At 62.5% G+C, this 18,232-nt stretch carries 20 protein-coding genes; 12 read left to right on the plus strand and 8 right to left on the minus strand.

Annotation, left to right across the window (positions count from 1 at the left end):
- Nucleotides 1-59: 59 nt before the first annotated feature.
- A complete protein-coding gene (locus OWC48_RS16385; RefSeq protein ID WP_282520934.1) occupies nt 60-1,619 on the minus strand; it encodes a winged helix-turn-helix domain-containing tetratricopeptide repeat protein in 1,560 nt (519 codons plus the stop codon).
- Between the two features lie 223 nt (nt 1,620-1,842).
- On the opposite strand from OWC48_RS16385, the gene OWC48_RS16390 reads away from it, so the two are divergent.
- From OWC48_RS16390 to OWC48_RS16405, 4 genes are all read left to right on the plus strand, one after another.
- Entirely contained in the window at nt 1,843-2,139 is a 297-nt protein-coding gene (locus OWC48_RS16390) for a DUF1127 domain-containing protein (RefSeq protein WP_282520935.1), read from the plus strand.
- A 303-nt stretch (nt 2,140-2,442) separates the two neighbouring features.
- Complete coding sequence (locus OWC48_RS16395) at nt 2,443-3,798, plus strand: sulfatase (protein WP_282520936.1); 1,356 nt, start codon at nt 2,443-2,445, stop codon at nt 3,796-3,798.
- A gap of 370 nt (nt 3,799-4,168) precedes the next feature.
- Complete coding sequence (locus OWC48_RS16400; protein WP_282520937.1) at nt 4,169-5,359, plus strand: amino acid ABC transporter substrate-binding protein; 1,191 nt, start codon at nt 4,169-4,171, stop codon at nt 5,357-5,359.
- Nucleotides 5,360-5,660: 301 nt separating this feature from the next.
- Nucleotides 5,661-6,026: a cupin domain-containing protein gene (locus OWC48_RS16405; protein ID WP_282520938.1), complete on the plus strand. Its 366-nt coding sequence runs from the start codon at nt 5,661-5,663 to the stop codon at nt 6,024-6,026.
- A gap of 150 nt (nt 6,027-6,176) precedes the next feature.
- On the opposite strand, the gene OWC48_RS16410 is transcribed toward OWC48_RS16405, so the two are convergent.
- Entirely contained in the window at nt 6,177-7,415 is a 1,239-nt protein-coding gene (locus tag OWC48_RS16410) for an MFS transporter (protein WP_282520939.1), read from the minus strand.
- 129 nt (nt 7,416-7,544) lie between these two features.
- On the opposite strand from OWC48_RS16410, the gene OWC48_RS16415 reads away from it, so the two are divergent.
- On the plus strand, nt 7,545-8,150 hold the full coding sequence (locus OWC48_RS16415; RefSeq protein WP_282520940.1) for a TetR/AcrR family transcriptional regulator: 606 nt from the start codon (nt 7,545-7,547) through the stop codon (nt 8,148-8,150).
- Between the two features lie 319 nt (nt 8,151-8,469).
- On the opposite strand, the gene OWC48_RS16420 is transcribed toward OWC48_RS16415, so the two are convergent.
- Together OWC48_RS16420 and OWC48_RS16425 are read right to left on the minus strand one after the other, a co-directional pair.
- Nucleotides 8,470-9,843, minus strand: coding sequence for a PleD family two-component system response regulator (locus tag OWC48_RS16420; RefSeq protein ID WP_028150565.1), 1,374 nt, complete (start codon nt 9,841-9,843; stop codon nt 8,470-8,472).
- A 14-nt stretch (nt 9,844-9,857) separates the two neighbouring features.
- Nucleotides 9,858-10,223, minus strand: coding sequence for a response regulator (locus tag OWC48_RS16425; protein ID WP_008566616.1), 366 nt, complete (start codon nt 10,221-10,223; stop codon nt 9,858-9,860).
- 228 nt (nt 10,224-10,451) lie between these two features.
- On the opposite strand from OWC48_RS16425, the gene OWC48_RS16430 reads away from it, so the two are divergent.
- Nucleotides 10,452-10,763 carry a DUF3572 domain-containing protein gene (locus OWC48_RS16430; protein ID WP_045008046.1) on the plus strand — a complete coding sequence of 104 codons (312 nt, stop codon included), beginning with the start codon at nt 10,452-10,454 and terminating at the stop codon, nt 10,761-10,763.
- Nucleotides 10,760-12,052, plus strand: a complete 1,293-nt coding sequence (locus OWC48_RS16435; protein WP_282520941.1) for a DNA polymerase IV — start codon at nt 10,760-10,762, stop codon at nt 12,050-12,052. The genes OWC48_RS16430 and OWC48_RS16435 overlap by 4 nt, the downstream gene beginning before the upstream one ends.
- 16 nt (nt 12,053-12,068) lie before the next feature.
- On the opposite strand, the gene OWC48_RS16440 is transcribed toward OWC48_RS16435, so the two are convergent.
- Nucleotides 12,069-12,224, minus strand: coding sequence for a hypothetical protein (locus OWC48_RS16440; protein ID WP_193375984.1), 156 nt, complete (start codon nt 12,222-12,224; stop codon nt 12,069-12,071).
- Between the two features lie 201 nt (nt 12,225-12,425).
- Between OWC48_RS16440 and OWC48_RS16445 the strand changes: the two genes are divergently transcribed.
- Complete coding sequence (locus tag OWC48_RS16445) at nt 12,426-12,833, plus strand: ACT domain-containing protein (RefSeq protein WP_282520942.1); 408 nt, start codon at nt 12,426-12,428, stop codon at nt 12,831-12,833.
- A gap of 82 nt (nt 12,834-12,915) precedes the next feature.
- On the opposite strand, the gene OWC48_RS16450 is transcribed toward OWC48_RS16445, so the two are convergent.
- Together OWC48_RS16450 and OWC48_RS16455 are read right to left on the minus strand one after the other, a co-directional pair.
- Nucleotides 12,916-13,317 carry a RidA family protein gene (locus OWC48_RS16450; protein WP_282520943.1) on the minus strand — a complete coding sequence of 134 codons (402 nt, stop codon included), beginning with the start codon at nt 13,315-13,317 and terminating at the stop codon, nt 12,916-12,918.
- Between the two features lie 221 nt (nt 13,318-13,538).
- On the minus strand, nt 13,539-14,384 hold the full coding sequence (locus tag OWC48_RS16455; protein ID WP_282520944.1) for a cell envelope integrity EipB family protein: 846 nt from the start codon (nt 14,382-14,384) through the stop codon (nt 13,539-13,541).
- 233 nt (nt 14,385-14,617) lie between these two features.
- On the opposite strand from OWC48_RS16455, the gene OWC48_RS16460 reads away from it, so the two are divergent.
- Genes OWC48_RS16460 through OWC48_RS16475 form a run of 4 tightly spaced genes read left to right on the plus strand, consistent with a single transcriptional unit; the run spans nt 14,618 to nt 17,623 of the window.
- Nucleotides 14,618-15,085, plus strand: coding sequence for a RidA family protein (locus OWC48_RS16460; protein ID WP_014494672.1), 468 nt, complete (start codon nt 14,618-14,620; stop codon nt 15,083-15,085).
- A 16-nt stretch (nt 15,086-15,101) separates the two neighbouring features.
- Entirely contained in the window at nt 15,102-15,848 is a 747-nt protein-coding gene (locus OWC48_RS16465) for a glycerophosphodiester phosphodiesterase (protein WP_282520945.1), read from the plus strand.
- Nucleotides 15,849-15,904: 56 nt separating this feature from the next.
- Nucleotides 15,905-17,146: a GNAT family N-acetyltransferase gene (locus OWC48_RS16470; protein WP_282520946.1), complete on the plus strand. Its 1,242-nt coding sequence runs from the start codon at nt 15,905-15,907 to the stop codon at nt 17,144-17,146.
- Between the two features lie 48 nt (nt 17,147-17,194).
- Nucleotides 17,195-17,623 carry an HIT domain-containing protein gene (locus OWC48_RS16475; protein ID WP_282520947.1) on the plus strand — a complete coding sequence of 143 codons (429 nt, stop codon included), beginning with the start codon at nt 17,195-17,197 and terminating at the stop codon, nt 17,621-17,623.
- A gap of 89 nt (nt 17,624-17,712) precedes the next feature.
- Here OWC48_RS16475 and tsaA read toward each other — a convergent pair whose 3' ends face one another.
- Nucleotides 17,713-18,204, minus strand: coding sequence for a tRNA (N6-threonylcarbamoyladenosine(37)-N6)-methyltransferase TrmO (gene tsaA / locus OWC48_RS16480; protein ID WP_014494668.1), 492 nt, complete (start codon nt 18,202-18,204; stop codon nt 17,713-17,715).
- Between the last annotated feature and the right edge of the window lie 28 nt (nt 18,205-18,232).

An 18,232-nucleotide genomic window follows, 5' to 3' on the forward strand; every position in this document is an offset into this window, starting at 1 on the left:
ACTTCGCTGATGGGCCATAAGCCGTCATTCGATCACATCGTCCGCACAGCGCAGGAAGCTTATTCGGGCAACCCCGCTTTCCGAAGACCCTCGATAAACAGCTTCGAGTTTTTGGGGACCCGGGCGATATGCGCCGATATTGTAAAGGCGGGATCGATCTCAAGCACGCGCGCCGCCGCCGCGTGCGCCTCAGCGTCGCGTCCGAGATGGGCGAAGGCGGACGCGAGGCCGCGGCAAGCTGGCATAAAGAAGGGATTCTGACGAAGGGCTTTCTTCAATACGACGATCGCCTCGTCAAAGCGGCGAAGCCCCATAAGGGCATGCCCAATGCCAAGAAACGTCATGTGCAGCAGCGGGTCTACCGGGCTCATGCGAATGGCACGTTCAAAGCTTCGGATCGCTTCCTCCGGCTGCCCCGCCATTATATAGACCCAGCCTCTGTTGTTCCAAGTGCGCCAAGAATTTGGGTTGAGCGCGACCGCCCGGTCAGCCATTTCGATCTCGGCTTCACTATCGCCGACCATGCCCGCCAAGATTACGGCAACTCTTGACAAGGTGTCCGGATCACCATCATCGATCCTCAATGCCAAACGAGCAAGCCGAACTGCTTCCTTGCAGTCGAACTGGGGATCGTTGGCATAGCCTAAAGCGACGTTGCTCGCATGACAGTCACCTGCCAGAGCCGCTGCGGAGCCGAACCTGGGGTCTAGCTCCAATGCGCGATGAGCCAGCCTGATCGCCTCGGCTAAACTTTCGCGGGTCGTCAGGTAATACTGTTGCATGGATCGGAGAAAAAAGTCATAGGCAGTGAGGTTCTCTGGTCGCCGCCGCGTCGCCATTTCGATTTCTGTTTGAAGCATCTTTGGCTGAACGGCCGAGACGACGGCGAGCGTTACTTCGTCCTGGAGAGCGAAAATATCCGTCAGATCACGCTCGAATCTGTCCGCCCATAGATGCGCGCCTGTCACCGCATCAATCAATTGCCCTGTGATGCGAACTTTCCCAGATGCCTTGCGCACAGCCCCCTCAAGCACATAGCGCACGCCAAGCCTGCGTCGGACCTCCTTGATATCGACAGCTTTGCCTTTGAAGGTAAAACTCGAGTGACGCGCGATAACGAACAGAGACTTAAAGCGCGATAGCGCAGTGATGATTTCTTCCACCATGCCGTCGGCGAAATATTCCTGCTCGGGATCGCCGCTCATGTTCTCAAACGGCAGCACGGCGATGGAGGGTTTGTCGGGGAGTGCAAGGTCGGGTTTTTGAAGTTCTAGCTGGTCGTCGGCAACTGCTGCGCCTGCCGGTTCCTTCGCTTCCCGGACAGCTCCGACGAAACGGAGGCCCTTGCGCGGTAGTGTCTTGATGAAGCGCTGTTCCTCGCCGGAATCGCCGATTGCAGTCCGGGCGGCATTCAGGCGGGTTGTCAGCGCCGCGTCGGATACGCTGCGCCCATTCCAGATGGCTTTGATGAGGTCGTCTTTACCGACGACGCGCTCCCTGTTGCGGATCAGATAATCGAGCAGATCGAACACCTGCGGTGCGATACGGACAACGTCTGCCCCTCGATACAACTCGCGCCGGTCAGGGTCGAATACGTAATCCTCGAAGAGATAGCGCAAGATGCGAATCCCCTTGGATGAGAGCCCCGAAAACCGGGTAGCGCTTTGGCCTGGCCGGAAATCGCAAGAATAAGCTGCCGGTGAGGAAAATGTAAGATGCCGGTCAAGCGTACCCGCCGCCCTCGCGGCACCCTCGTGCCGGCTGCGACGGCTCCTGACACCATGATGGCAACAGGGGAACGCTAAGGCCGTGGAAGAAACTCCGTCCCAGGGGGACTTCGCAATGAACTTGACGCACGTCACAACGTTGCTGGAACGAACATCCGTATCAACCCGGCATGTCTCCAGCTTCATCTGGAAATATTGGGATGCCTTTCGGGAGCGCCGCGAATGCCAAAAATTGCGCGCCACCCTGTCCAAGTTGAGCGACACGGAGCTGATGGACATCGGCGCCACGTGCGGAGAGATCGACTACACCGCTTCGCACCAAGGTGTTGACCCGCGAGGCATCCGATCCGGCGAATGGCTCCGATACCTGCCAACGGTAGACGGCGAGATTGGGCCCACCGACTTCCGATAAGGGTCAAAAGCTGCCGTCTCGAACGATGCTCCGATTGGCCAGCAGTGGGCCAGAAGTGGACATCCTGGTTGCTGCAGTGCCTTCGGTTCAGCTCTCGCGGGCAACCCATCCGCTATCGCGAAAGCGACTAGGATGTTAAGGTTTGTTCTCAGTCACCAATCAACTTAAGAGGGAGAGCACTCGTGGTTCAGCAGAGCGCAATTTCTCGTCGTCGTTTTGTCCAAACGACTGCCGCGAGTTCATTGGCACTCGCGGGGATGGGCCATCGTCGCCCGGCTCGGGCTCAATCGACAAAGCCGAACATTGGTCTTCATCCTGGCGGATGATCTCGGCTACGCCGATGTGGGCTGCTACGGTCAGCGGGACTATACGACACCGAACATAGACCGGCTGGCTGCCGAGGGATTGAGATTCGCGCAGGCGTACTCCAATTCGCCTGACTGCTCTGCGACGCGCACGGCTTTGATCACGGGGCGCTATCAGGCTCGCTTGCCGGTTGGGCTCGAAGAGCCGCTTATTTCTTTAAGTCCCAAAGGGACTGGCTTGGCGCCAAGTCACCCCACTTTGCCGTCGCTGCTGAAGAATGTTGGGTATGGCACGACGCTAGTTGGAAAGTGGCATCTTGGTGATCTGCCGGATTTCAGTCCGATGAAGAGCGGCTATGATCAGTTTTTCGGGATACTCGGCTGCTGCGCCGACTATTTCAATCATGGAGCGGAGGCTTCCCGGACGTATGTATTACCGTTCCCCGGACTTGCGCATCAACTTTACGAGCAGGAGGTACCGGTTGAGCGTCACGGTTACATGACAAACTTACTCGGCGATCGAGCCGTGCAAACTATTGAAGGCTACGCCAAGTCAAAAGAGCCGTTTCTGCTGAGCCTGCATTTCACCGCTCCGCATTGGCCATGGGAAGGGCCGGATGATGAGGCAGAGTCGAAGCGGATCAGGGATATTTTTGACCGCGATGGCGGCTCGCAGAAAACTTATGCGGCGATGGTGCAGAGCCTGGACGCCAATATCGGTCGCGTGCTGCAAGCGCTCGAAGCCAGCGGTCTCGCCGGCAACACCATTGTCGTTCTCACCAGTGACAATGGCGGCGAACGATTCTCCAACGTATGGCCGTTTACCGGCATGAAGCACGAGCTGCTCGAAGGTGGCATTCGCATTCCCGCGATCGTGCGCTGGCCTGGACGGATCGCGCCTGGAGCGGTGTCCGAGCAGGTCATGATCACGATGGACTGGATGCCGACCTTACTGGCTGCTGCCGGCACATCGCCGGACGCGGCGTATCCATCCGATGGAGAGGATCTTGGACAAGTCTTGACTACCCGGATGGAGGCGCATCCTCGGAAATTGTGCTGGCGCTATAAGGCGGGATCGCAGCGTGCTATCCGCGACGGCGATCGGAAATATTTGCGGGTTGCTGGGAACGAATTCCTCTTCGATCTTGCGAGAGACCCGCGTGAGCGGGCCAACCTCAAGGATCGGGAGAAAGACGTATTCGAACGGCTGAAAAGCGACTGGGAGGCTTGGGACGCCACGATGCTACCGGAAAGGTCTCGGCCGGCGAATTATGCCAACTCGAGCAATTTCCTGGCTGACCACTATGGCGTCGTTAACCCGGCGGCCCCGCCGACCATTTCCCCCGCGAGGTGATCATTGATTTGGAAGGCCTGAGTGTGCGAGCCGCTGTCGTCGAGGCAACCGACCTCTGGTCAGTCTCGGGCTGGAAAATTGATGTCCGAAATAGGTCAGGAGCGCCCGTCAAGGCAATCGTCGTACAACGTCCGGTCTCCCGCAGACAGCCGACATGGCGGCGGCCCGTTCGTTGTTCAGCTGAGGGCCACGAGCGGACTTTGCGGTCCGTTCCTATGTTAGATCGCGCAATGAAGGCGAAAGGCGAGGCTCGGACAGAGTTCCCTCTCCTCGCTGAACGTCAGAAGACACAAGTGCGTACGTTTCGATCTGGTTCGCATTGTGCTAAAATGCTCGAGTGGGTGGGATCGTCAGGCTTGGGAGAATTCCCGTGGCCAGGTCCTTCGTCGTTATCGTTCTCGCCGCTCTGGTTACGCTCGGGATTTGCGGATCCGCGCTCTCTCAGGATCCCGATCGCGAACGGCTTCGGGTCGGCGCCACTATGTCAATCACCGGGAAGGCATACTCCGTTCAAGGCAGATATGGCCGGGAGGGCTACCTGCTGTGTCAGAAGCACCTGAACGCGCAAGGCGGTCTGCTCGGCAAGACCGTCGAGTTCCTGATCTACGACGATGAATCTGACGAAAAGACTGCGGCGCGCCTGTACGAGAAGCTGATCACCGAGGACAAGGTCGACGCGATTCTCGGACCTTACGGCACCGCAATTACGGAAGCCGTTGCTGACATCCCGGACAAGTATCGCAAGGTGATGATTGCGGCGAACGCCGCGACGAGCTCGATCTGGGAAAAGGGGCGCAAGTACCTGATCATGGTACTCGCACCAGTTGACTCAGCAGCAGTCGGTGCGCTTGACCTCGCAGCGCGCAATGGACTGAAGAATGTGGCAATCGTCTATCAGGATGCGCTGTTGCCGAAGGCAGTGGCGAAAACCACCAACGAACTTGCCAGGAGCATGGGTTTGAATGTGGTGTCCCTCGAAAGCTATCCCACTGGCACAAGCGATTTCTCCGGGGTCTTCCTGAAGGTGCAGCAGTCTGCTCCGGATCTGTTGGTTACGGCAGCCGTCCGGATCGATGATCTGATGGCGATGATTCGCCAGATGCGGGTCCTGAACTTCGATACCAAGATGGTGAGCAGTCTGCCCTATGGCTTGCTGCCGGAATTTTACCAGTTGCTCGGAAAGGATGCCGAGTTTGTCTACAGCGCAACATTCTGGGACGGCAGCTTGCCAAATCCCGGCAATCCGGAATTCGTCGCGGCGTACCAAAAGGAATTCAACCGCGCGCCGGCTGTTCAATCGGCCAACTCGTATGCGGGCTGCCAGATTTTTGCCGAGGCGGTGCGGCAGGCAGGGACCACCGAATCTGAAAAGCTCCGCGACGCGCTGCTGTCACTCAAAACCAGGTCTGTCCTCGGTGACTTCGCCGTCGACCAGCGCGGTTTCCAGATCGGACAGAAGGCCGTGACGATCCAGTGGCAGGACGGAAGGCAGGCGGTAGTCTGGCCCGACGGGTTGGGACCTGCACCGCGATTCCCCACGCCGAATTGGGCAAGTCGGTAGCTAAGGAACGCCGTGCGGTCCATGTCCGTCTTGGTTCAAAATGCGAATAGCTCAACCTGAGCAAAATTGGTCCGCTGCGGCCCGCGAAGCCGACCTCAATCAGACGGTTCGCACTTCGCTAATGGGCCAACAGTCGACAGGAGAGCCGTTGTTCTTGTTACAATAATTGGCGCGATGGGAGCTCGACGTTGCTTCGCAAAGCAAAACGACGCTGAGATGAATTTCGCCATGGCCGCCTTACGCGGACCGCGCACGTTCGATATGGTCGTGACGTCCGACATCTCACGCGGAGGTAAGCGACATGCCCGTCATCACAGGTTTCGACAAACTGGCGTCAGTGCCCGAAGAGCAGATTACCGAGAACATTCGGCGCCGAGTCATATCGGGCAAACAAGGCACGATGGTCAGCTGGAGAATTAAGGCGGGCGCGCGCGCCGCCGCTCACAAGCATCCGCATGAGCAGTTCGTGTGGATGATTACCGGCACCATGGAATTTCGAATTGACGACAAAAAGCGAACAATGAAGCCCGGTGACATCGCCGTGATCCCGGGTGGCATCGAACACGAAGCCTATTTTCCGGAAGATTCAGAGTTGATCGATTTCTTCGCGCCGGTGCGCGAAGACTTTCTGACCGTTGCGCCCCCATCCTACATGGTAGAGCGCTGAGCCCCGCGTAGGCTATTGAACAGCGAAGGATGATGCCCGCGAGCCGCATGCCTGATGTGCGCTTCGGGCGCGAGCGGCTTTTGCCTGTCATGCCTAGCGCACGGCATCCGCTGTAAGCTCCCAAGCTGACGTTCGCGAGCACCACCCCGCCTACGCCGTCCGCAACACCGGCGTCGGCGGCTGCGACGGCCGGATCAGCGCGAACGCGACCTGGATGATGCCGCCGGCCAAGCCCAGCGCCACGCCGATGCGCCAGGCCATGGTGTAGGAGCCGAGCGCGTCGTAGAGCACCCCTCCTCCGTACGCGCCAAGGAAGCTGCCGATCTGGTGGCTCATGAAGGCAAGGCCCTGGATCATCGCCTGCCAGCGCAGGCCGAACATCTCGGCGACGGCGCCGGCGACCAGCGGCCCGACACCCATCCAGAGGAAACCCATGATGGCACCGAACAGCAACGTCGAGAACGACGTCGCCGGCAGCATGAAATACCAGGCGAGCGCGAGCGAGCGCAGGATGTAGATGCCACCGAGCAGCGCGAGCTTGTTCCAGCGCTGGCCGGCCCAGCCGAAGAACAGCGAGCCCAGCACGTTGAAACCGCCGATCATTCCGAGCGTCTGCGCGCTCAGCATCGGATCGAGGCCGCAGATCGCCAGATAGGACGGCAGATGCGTGGTGAGAAACACGAGCTGCATGCCGCAGACGAGATAGGCGCAGGTCATCACCACGAAGGGGACGTTGCCGAATGCCGCCTTCGCCACCGATGCGGCGGTGGCATCGCCGATGTCGTCGGCGGCCGGCTTCGGCAGCGGGACCTGGTCGACGCGACCCGCATACCACGCCGCGGGAATCATCAGCACCGACATGATGACGAAGCCGGCGAGCCCGGCGCGCCAGCCAAAACCCTCGTTGAGCATCTGCCCGATCGGCGCGGACAGCAGCGCACCAAGCGAGCCCGCGCCGGACACGATGCCGAGCACGGTGGAGCGCACCGTCGCGGGCACCGCGCGCGCCGCCACCGACATCGCGATCGCCGCCGCGGTGCAGGCCAGCGACGTCCCGATCAGCACGCCGGCGCCGATCATGATGCTGACGAGCCCGTTCGCGGTCGCCATCAGCACCAGGCCCGCAATGTACATGAACGAGCCGACGATCATGATGGGACGAAAGCCATAGCGGACAGTCATCGCGCCGGCGAGCGGCTGGAGAAAGCCCCAGGCGAGGTTCTGCACGGCCAGCGCCAGCGTGAAGTCGGACACCGACAAATGGATGTCGTGCGTCAGCGGCTGCATGAAGATGCCGAGGCTCTGCCGCAGCCCCATGCTCAGCGTCAGCATGATCGAGGCGCCGATCAGGATGGGCAATGTCGGACGCAGGACCTGCAACAGGGGCATATTCTTCTCCCTCGTCGGCGCGACGCGCGCGCCGGCGTCTGCAATTCTCGATGATTTTGGTTACACAGACCTGTGTACTTAGGCTATGAAAGGTCCATGTTGTCAAGCGAACAGGACGCATCCCGCTGCATGGCTCCCCCGCCCACACCACAGACGATGAAGGAGCGGATCCTCGAGACCGCCGACAAGCTGTTCTATCTGCAAGGCATTCGCGCCATCGGCGTCGACACCATCGCGGCCGAGATCGGCATCTCCAAGCGCACGCTCTACAACCACTTCCCCTCCAAGGACGCGCTGATCGCGGCCTATCTGGAGCGCCGCTTCGTCAAGCCGCGCCCCTCCGACAAGCCGCCGGCCGAGCAGATTCTCGGCACCTTCGATTCGCTGGAGCGGCGCTTTGCGGCCAAGGATTTTCGCGGCTGCCCGTTCGTCAATGCGGTCGCTGAGCTCGGGCCGACGGACCGCGCCGTGAAGAAGATCGCCATCGCCTTCAAGGAGAGCCGCCGCGTCTGGTTTCGCGAGCGGTTGAACGAGCTCGGCGTCACGGAGGCGGATACGCTCGCCACCCAGCTCGTGCTCCTGGTCGATGGCTCGATCGCGCAGGACCTCGTGCGCGACGACCCCGCGATGGCCCGCGCCGCGAAGGAAGCGGCCAAGGTGCTGCTGCGGAATGCGGGCGTGGATGTGGGTGGTGATGAGAAGCCGGCGGTGGCAGACAAGCGCTCGCCACACTGAGCACTGCTGCCGCATCACTCGGTGTCATCACCCGCGAAAGCGGGTGATCAGTATTCCAGAAGCGGTTGTGATTGAACCGAGAGGCCGCGGCGTACTGGATTCCCCGCCTCCGCGGGGAATGACAGTGGAGTTTGGGGAGAGGGCTTCGCGCAACAACCGCGCCCTGCCCGATCCTACCAAAATGCTCCTGTTTTGCCCGACGTGTCAAACGCCCGGGCAATCGGCATAGGCCCGCCTAGCCACCCGCATAAGCCATTGATCCGACTAGCGCCGGGTACTGTGCATGGGGTTGTTTTCGCAGTTCTTGTTGCAGGCGGCCTCACGCCGCCTGCGACACCACGCGATTGCGGCCGTCGTGCTTGGCGCGGTAGAGCGCGGTGTCGGCGCGCTTGAGGACGTCGGCGACCGCCTCGCCCTTCTGCTCCAGCGTGGTGAGGCCGATCGAGATCGTGACCTCGATGCGCTTGGTGCCCTTGTGGACAGCGAACGGCTCGCCCGCGATCGAGCGGCGCAGGCGCTCGGCGACCATGCCGGCGACGTGCAGATCAGTCTCCGGCATCACGATGACGAACTCCTCGCCGCCGTAGCGACAGGCAAGGTCAATGCCGCGGATCGACTTGCGCACGCGCACCGCGAACTCGCGCAGCACGTCGTCGCCGGCGTCGTGGCCGTAATTGTCGTTGATCGACTTGAAATAGTCGATGTCCAGAATCATCAGCGCCAGGGGCTTGCCGCGCGTCGAGGCTTGGTCAGCGAGCGTCGCCAGATGGCTCTCCATGTAGCGGCGATTGTGCAGGCCGGTGAGCGCATCGGTGATCGCCATCTCGATCGAGTTCTGCACGTTGTCGCGCAAATGATCGGTGTAGCGACGGCGGCGGATCTGCGTGCGGGCGCGGGCCAGCAGCTCGGTCTTGTCGATGGGGCGCAGCAGGTAGTCGTTGACGCCGATCTCGAGGCCGCGGAGCAGCCGCGTCGAGTTCTCGGGGTCCGCAATCGCCAGGATCGGCACGTGGCGCGTGCGCTCCAGCGAGCGCGCCTGGCTGCACAGCCGCAGCCCGTCGAAATTGTTGAGGTCGAGCGAGACGATCAGCAGGTCGTAGTTGCCCTCGGCGGCGTGGAACAGCGCTTCCGTCGGGTTCGGCTCGACGTCGATGGTGTGCTCCGCGGCGAGGATCGTCGCCAGCCGCTCATAGGAGGACTGACGGTCGTCGACCAGTAGAATACGGCCGCCCCTGCCGGTGTCAGCCACCGCGCTGCGCTCGGGCGCCTGCATGCCGATCTCGAGCGAGGTGATGGCGCGCATGCGCAGCTCATCGGTCATCATCTTCAGCCGCGTCAGCGAGCGCACGCGCGCGATCAGCACGACATCGGAGACGGGTTTTGTCAGGAAATCGTCGGCGCCCGCTTCCAGCCCGCGATTGCGGTCGGCGGGGCTGTCGAGCGCGGTGACCATCACGACGGGGATGTGGTGCGTCGCCGGATCGGTCTTGAGACGGCGGCACACTTCAAAGCCGTCCATGTCGGGCATCATCACGTCGAGCAGGATGATGTCGCATTCGGCGCGGCTGGCCAGCGCCAGCGCCTCGGTGCCGTTCGAGGCGGTCATCACGTCGAAATATTCGGCGGACAGGCGAGCTTCGAGGAGTTTGACGTTGGCGGGAACGTCATCGACAACCAGGATACGCGCGGACACTGTGAACTCACTTCCTATCCGATAAAACGCCGGACCGTCTCAATGAATTTGCCGACCGAGATCGGCTTGGACAAATAGGCCTCGCAGCCGCCCTCGCGGATGCGCTCTTCGTCGCCCTTCATCGCGAACGCCGTGACCGCGACGACGGGAATGGCACGCAGCTCCGGATCGTCCTTGATCCAGCGCGTGACCTCGAGGCCCGAGACCTGCGGCAATTGGATATCCATCAGCACGAGGTCGGGTCGCATCTTGCGAACGAGGTCGAGCGCCTCGTAGCCGTTGCTGGTGCCGGAGGTCTGGTAACCGTGCGCCTCCAACAGGTCGCGGAAGAGCTTCATGTTGAGCTCGTTGTCTTCCACGATCAGGACGGTCTTAGCCATCCCGCCCTCCTGATTGGCACGAAGCCCTATACATGTGACGCCTCAGGCGCCGCTCGCCGGCGCTTCGAAAACTGGATTCAAACTAGCCTCAGATTCGCTTGAGTTTCGTTAAACCCGAGGGCCGACTTTCTGCGATGTGGTTTCCAGTTGCTTGTCGGCGGTCTTGAGACTCGGGCATGATGGCTGCAAAGTAGACACCGAAAGTTAATGGAAAGGCAAACTGGCCCCTTGAAAAAGCCTGTTCACAACCCTCGCGAAGTCGCTGAAATCGTTGCAATTCAGGCGCTCTCCTTCGTGGCTGGCGATCCCGAGCGGCTGGGCCTGTTTCTGGCTGAGACAGGGGTCGGTCCGGAGACCCTGCGCAATGCCGCCTCGGACCCGAATTTCCTCCTCAGCGTGCTCGATTTCGTGATGCGCGATGACGCCACCGTGAAGGCCTTTGCCTCGACCGCGGAGCTGCATCCGACCAACGTTGCTGCGGCGCGGCAGGTGTTGGGCGACGCGCTCGGCGACCGGACCTGGGAGCGCGACGTGCCGTGACCGCCTCTGACCCGGCCGGGCCTCGCTGCTTCTGCCGGGATTGTCTGGCCGATCTGAATATGGGCGTGCGGCGTTGCTCCGCCTGCGGTTCCCCTCGCCTCGTCCGCCACCGCGCGCTCGCAGGCCTGACCATCGCCCATATCGACTGCGACGCCTTCTATGCGACGGTCGAAAAGCGCGACAACCCTGATATCGCCGACAAGCCCGTCATCATCGGCGGGGGTAAGCGCGGCGTGGTGTCGGCCGCCTGCTACATCGCCCGCACCTATGGCGTGCGCTCGGCGATGCCGATGTATCGGGCGCTCGAGGCCTGCCCGCACGCGACCGTGATCCCGCCCGACATGGCGAAATACGTCCGTGTCGGCCGCGAGGTGCGCCAGGCCATGCAGGCGCTGACGCCGCTGGTCGAACCGCTCTCGATCGACGAGGCCTTCCTCGATCTCTCCGGCACCGAGCGGGTGCACGGCATGGTTCCGGCCAAGGTGCTGGCGCGGTTCGCGCGCAACATCGAGCGCGACATCGGCATCTCCGTCTCGGTCGGCCTGTCCTGCAACAAGTTCCTGGCCAAGATCGCCTCCGATCTCGACAAGCCGCGCGGCTTTGCCGCGCTCGATCAGGAGGAAGCCCGTTTGATGCTGGCTTCGAGGCCGGTCGGCTTCATCTTCGGCGTCGGCCCGGCCACGCAGGAGCGCCTGGCGCAGCGCGGCTTCCGCATCATCGCCGACCTGCAAAGGGCCGACGAGATCGAGATGATGCGGCAATTTCCGAGCGACGGCCGCAGGCTGTGGCGGCTCGCCCGCGGCATCGACGACCGCCGCGTCGAGCCCGATCGGGGCGCCAAGACGATTTCGAGCGAAACCACCTTCGAGACCGACATCCGCGATTTCGCGACGCTGGAGAAGATCCTGTGGCGGCTCTGCGAGAAGACCTCGTCGCGGCTCAAGAGCAGCGAGCTTGCCGGCTCGACCGTCACGCTGAAGCTGAAGACCGCCGATTTCCGCCAGCGCACCCGCTCGCAATCGATCGCAGGCCCGACGCAGCTTGCCGCCAAGATATTCTCGATCTGCCGCGAGATGCTCGCGAAGGAGATCGACGGCACTGCCTTCCGCCTGATGGGCGCCGGCGTCAGCGCGCTGCGCGAAGGCTCGCCCGCCGACGACACTGACATGCTCGACCGCCGTGCTGCGCATGCCGAGCGCGCGGTGGACAGTCTGCGCAAGAAGTTCGGCAACTCCGCCGTCATTCGCGGCATCGCGTATGATGGCCCTGAAACAGGACAGCAGGAGTGATCGAGTCCTGCCCAATTCAGTCGCGTTCGAAGATCCGTGCACCCGGATAGACACGCCGGGCATACTGAATGACCAACTGCCGATCCTGAGTTGCCAGGAACGGAGTTCGGATCTGACAAGACCCGACGATGAGGTGCCACAGGCCGTTGAGCTTTCCAATCATGACGTTCATTTGAGCTTCCTCGCAGTGACCCGAGTAGACTCAAATTGTAAGAATCTCCCGCCGTCGCTCAATTGTACCAGCGTAAGGTCAGCGTATGAGAAGGATTGGAAGAGATATACAAAGGTATGTTGGCGAGGCCCTCTGTCAGGTTCCAGCGCTGATGAGTTTCGCAAGCTACACCGATCCGAACGCGCTGAGAGGCTGACCATCGTGACAGGCGAACACGATCTCGACGCGCTGTTGAGGAACATGAAGCCGGAGCTGCTGGGCGGCATCTTCGTGTTTTGCACGATCCCACCCAGCGAGCCCATTCCCGCAGCGGTCAACCCGCTGCTGACGTTTCGCGAGCAGGAAGGAACCACGCTGGTGATCCTGCGCGAAGAAGCCGAGGCGTCAGGCTTACGCTCCGCGTTCGCCTCGCGCCTGATCACCCTGACGGTTCACTCCGCACTCGATGCGGTGGGCTTCCTGGCTGCAGTCACGGCGCGACTGGCCGAAGCCGGCATCAGCGTGAATGCGGTGTCGGCCTTCCACCACGATCATCTTTTCGTACCTGTTGAGCGTGCCGATGAGGCTCTGAAAGTCTTGCAAGAGATGTCCGAAGCGAAACGCTTGTAGCCCGCATGGAGCACAGCGAAATCCGGGACGGCGCGTCCGACGGGTTTCCCGGATTGCGCTTCGCTCCATCCGGGCTGCGGGATCAATCCGCGACTGCGATCGCCTCGATCTCGATCAGCCATTCCGGCGCGGCAAGCGCGGAGACGCCGACGAGCGTCGAGGCAGGCGGCTCCATGCCCTCGAAGAAGGCCGAGCGGGCCTTGCCGATGATCCGGCGCAGCTCCGGCTTGTAGTTCACCACGAAGGTCGTGATCTTGACGATGTTGGCGTAGGTCGCGCCGGCCGCCTTCAGCGCGTGGCCGAGATTCTGCATCACCTGCGTCGTCTGCGCGGCAATATCGCCCTCGCCGACGATCCGCCCTTCCTCGTCCACCGACACCTGGCCGGAGATGTAGATGGTGCGCGCACCGGAAGCGGTGACGACGTGGGAATAGGCCGGATTGTGATGCAGGCCGCTGGGGCGGAGATGGTCGAGCTTGGGCATTGTGCTTGCCTCCCGGGTTTGTGGTTGGGAGGAGGAGCGTAGCTGGGGAGTATGACGAGAGCTAGTCTATCACTGCGAAGAGCAAAGCGGCGAAGAGAGATCTCGTAGGGTGGGCAAAGGCGCACAGCGTCGTGCCCACGATCCTGCGGCTCACCTGGAAAGTGGTGGGCACGCTACGCTTTGCCCACCCTACGGCCCTGCTCGCGCGGAGGGATCTCCCCTCAATTACAGGGCTTGCTGTCCTTGACGTCGAACTTGCCCATCGCGCCGGAGATGACGAAATCGTTGTAATCGAGCACGAGCTGGCGCGAAACGCCGTTTTCGTAGAGCTCGAACGCCATCGCGTAGACCGGCGTCTGCTCGCCTTCCTTCTGCTGGGCGTCGCGGTCGAAATAGCTGACGGTGATCGGCCAGCGCTTGAGCGACTTCATGTGCTCGTCCGTGGTCGACGGGTCGGCCGAGGTGGCGCGCTCGGCGGGAATCGGCTGACCGATCACGGTCAGCGTGTTGTAGACTTTCTGGCCGTCGTCGGAGCCGTCATACACCGACAGCTCGAGCAACGACTTGCCGTCCTTGGCCGCGGCAATGATGCGCTGGATCTGCTCGGTCGGGAACACGATCTTGCCGTCGAGCGTGAAATTCTTCGGCGCCGGCAGCTTCAGCTTGACGTTGATGTGGTCGCCGTCGCGCTCGGCCGAACCGTCGACCCGGCCGGCATCGGCCTCGTTCATCCGCGTCTCGATCTTGAAGCGGTAGCTTTTTCCCGCGGCGTCCTCCCAGGAGTTGGAGCGGAGGTCGCTCAGCGTGAGCTTGCCCTCGCCGCTGTCGAGCTCGGAGACCTGGCGGAATTCGGAGGTGTAGCCCTCGCACGAACTTCCCGTGAAATTGTAGAGGATGCGGCCGCGCGCGCTGTTGACCGAGTTGGAGCGCGATTTGACAAGGCTGAGGTCATAGAGCGCCTGGTGCGCGAGGAACGGACCGCTGGCAGCCTGCACTCCCCCGCCTGCGCCGAAAGCAGCCGCCGCGAGCGCCATCACACTGAGCGAAGTCCGGAAAAGGTGCACCATGTGTCATCCCTGGGGAAAGCGCAGATTCGACATTTTAATGACCGTTCCATTGCGTCGCAACTGAGGCCGTTTCACGTAAAGTTGCGGCCCCCGCCTTGAACCTGCTGCTTGGCCACAACAAAATGCAGTCGTCCCGGTTGCTTGCATGTGGCGGCTCGATGGGCGAAACAGGGCGCGCCCGGCCCCCAAACGGACGCAGCCGGGCGGATGAAATTTGGACAACGAGGTCGAACATGGCGGGCACGGTCGAGCAAAAACTGGCGGAACAGGGCATCAAGCTGCACGAGGCCCCTACCCCTGTCGCCAATTACGTGCCGTTCGTGCGCACCGGTAACCTGCTATTCGTCTCCGGCCAGGTCTGTTTCGACCCCGCCGGCAAGCTGATCGCCAAGGGCAAGCTCGGTGCCGGCGTTTCGATCGAAGACGGTGCCGCGGCGGCGCGCGGCTGCGCCGTCAATCTGCTGGCCCAGGTCAAGGCGGCGCTCGGCGACCTCGACAAGGTCGTGCGCGTGGTGCGCCTCGGCGGCTTCATCAACTCGGCACCCGACTTCCTGGACGGGCCGAAGGTGCTGAACGGCGCCTCCGACCTGATGGTAGCCGCCTTCGGTGACAAGGGCCGCCACGCCCGCACCACCGTCGGCGTCGCCTCGCTGCCCGCGGATGCGGCGGTCGAGGTCGAAGGCGTGTTCGAGGTCGCCTGACACGGAGCTGACGGCGTTGCGCGCTCCTGATTGGCTGACAGCCCGGCCGGTCGCCCATCGCGGCCTGCATGACATTTCGCGCGGCATCGTCGAGAACATGCCGGGCGCGGTGCAGGCTGCCATCGCGGGCAATTTCTCGATCGAGGTCGACATCCAGCTCTCCGCCGACGGCGAGGCCATGGTGCATCATGACCACGCGCTCGGCCGCCTCACCGAGGCCGCCGGCGAGGTGGTCGAGAAGACCGCGGCCGAGCTGAAGGCGGTCAAGTTCAAAGACACGGACGAGCGGATGATGTCGCTCAGCGATCTCTGCGCCATGGTCGCCGGCCGCGTGCCGCTGGTGATCGAGGTGAAGAGCCATTTTGGCGGCGACCGCAAGCTGGTGAAGCGGATGGCCGAGGTGCTGTCGTCCTACCAGGGCCCCGCCGTCGGCATGTCGTTCGATCCCGACCAGGTGCTGGCGCTGCGTGAGCTGTTGCCCTCCCGCCCGCGCGGCATCGTCGCGCAGCGGACCTACGAGGACGAGTACTGGGCGAAGCTGGCGCAGGCGCAGCGCGACAGCATGCTGTACCTGCGCCACGGCTTTCAGACCCAGCCGCATTTCGTCGCCTTCAAGGTCGACCATCTGCCGGCCCCCGCCCCCTGGATCGCCCGCAACGTCCTCGGCTGCGCCCTGCTCGGCTGGACCGTGCGCACCCCGGAGCAGCGGACGCGGGTCGGGCAATATGCGGATCAGATGATCTTTGAGGGGTTCGTGCCGTAGGGCTTGCTGTTCCCGCCCTCTTGAAGTCACTGCTGCAATGCACGATCTTGGGCACGATGGCATCATCTGAAATCACACTCGAGGCTGTACCCTCGATTGGCGAGGTATCTGCCGAGGATTGGGACGCCTGTGCCAATCCCGACAAGGCTTGCAACGGGCATGGCGCCGGAACTTCATCCGGGCTTCCAGGCGATTCCCTCGGCCTCTCAAAACCCGCCTATAACCCGTTCGTCTCGCACGCGTTTTTATCCGCAATTGAGAAATCGGGTTCGGCCACCATCCGCACCGGCTGGGGGCCGCGGCATCTGGTGGCTAAGGTCGATGGCCGCGTCGCCGGGGTCGTGCCCTGCTATCTGAAATCGCATTCCCAAGGCGAGTACGTCTTCGACCGCGGCTGGGCGGACGCCTATGAGCGCGCAGGTGGACGCTACTATCCGAAACTCCAGGTCTCGGTGCCCTTCACCCCGGCCACAGGGCCCCGGCTGCTGGTCCGCGACGGCGTCGATCGCGAGCGCATCGCGGAGACGCTGGCGAGCGGGTTGGTGGCGCTATGCGGCGTCAGCAAGGCCTCCTCGGTGCACGTGACCTTCGCGCGTGAGGGGGAGTGGAAACGGCTCGCCGGGCACGGCTTCCTCCAGCGCACCGATCAGCAGTTCCACTGGCGCAACGAGGGATTTGCGACCTTCGACGATTTCCTCACCACGCTCAATTCGCGCCACCGCAAATCGATCAAGCGCGAGCGGCGCGATGCGCTTGCCGGCGGCATCACCATCCACTGGCTCACCGGCAGCGACATCACCGAGGATGCCTGGGACGCCTTCTTCCAATTCTACATGGAGACCGGCTCGCGCAAATGGGGCCGGCCTTATCTCACCCGCGAATTCTTCTCGCTGATCGGCGAGAGCATGAGCCAGGACGTGCTGCTGGTGATGGCCCGCCGCAACGGCCGCTGGATCGCGGGCGCGATCAACTTCATCGGCTCGGATACGCTGTTCGGCCGCAACTGGGGCGCGGTCGAGCATCATCCGTTCCTGCATTTCGAAGTTTGCTACTATCAGGCGATCGATTTCGCGATCAAACACGGCCTCGACAACGTCGAGGCCGGCGCGCAGGGCGAGCACAAGATCGCGCGCGGCTACCTGCCGAAGACGACCCATTCCGCGCACTTCATCGCCGATCCCGGCCTGCGCCGCGCCATCGACGATTACCTCAAGCGCGAGCGTGCCTATGTCGCCGAGGCCGGGCGGGAGCTGGCCGAGCTCGGCCCGTTCCGGAAAGGCGTCGACGAGGCGCCTTGACGGTTTGCCGTGGCTGGTGACAGTAAGCGCAAAATTCGAGGAGCCGCCATGACCGCCTACGACCCCAACAACATCTTCGCAAAGATCCTGCGCGGCGAGTTTTCCTGCCACAAGGTCTATGAGGACGAGCATGTGCTGGCTTTCCTCGACATCATGCCGCGGGTATCGGGCCATACGCTGGTGATCCCGAAGGCCCCTGCCCGCAACATCCTCGACATCAAGCCTGATGACTACGCCCACGTCGCCCGCGGCGCGCACAAGATCGCGGCGGCCGCGATGAAAGCGTTCGAGGCCGACGGCATCACCGTCCAGCAGTTCAACGAGCCCGCCGGCGGCCAGGTGGTGTTTCATCTCCACATGCACGTGATGCCGCGCCACGACGGCGTGGCGATGCTGCCGCCCGCCAGCCGCAAGGAAGACGTCAAGGTCCTGCAAGAGAACGCGGCCAAGCTGATCGCGGCGCTGAAGGCGGGGTAGATATCAGCGCTGTAGCCCGGATGGAGCGAAGCGTAATCCGGGACCTCCCCGCATTCCGCTGCGCTCCATGCGGGCTACGATCGCGCCCCTCACTCCGTCTGAAAATCCCCTGCTTGCGGGGCGGCCAGCGGCGTGAATTCGCAACGATCTGGCTTGATGTCGATCAGCGGCGTGTTGTCGATGCAGTCGAGCCCGCGCACCAGAATCGCATTGCCCTCGATACCGACGAGCTTGACGATCGAGGTCCCGATCGGATTGGGCCGAACCGGTGAGCGCAGCGAAAACGTGCCGCGGGTCTTCTCGTTGTTCTTCGGGCTTTGCAGGACGATGTCGCGGCGCGACTTGTCGAGCCAGTAGAGCACCTCGAGATTGCTGTAGAAATCGACGCCCTTGATGGCCGGCACGAACGGCTCGAAGATCTCGAGCCGGCACACCGGGCCGTCCTGACGTCCCTGTCGCGGCGTCTCCATCCGCGAGGTCCAGGGCGTGCGGATGCGGCCGATGAAGACGAGGCCGGCATCCTCCGTCGACGGCAACTCGATGGCGACCTCACCCTCGCGGAGCTCGTTTTCGCGAACCATATTTCCAGTTCCTTGCTGTTCGCCGGTG

This window comes from Bradyrhizobium sp. Arg816, from assembly GCF_029989365.1.
Classification (GTDB): domain Bacteria; phylum Pseudomonadota; class Alphaproteobacteria; order Rhizobiales; family Xanthobacteraceae; genus Bradyrhizobium.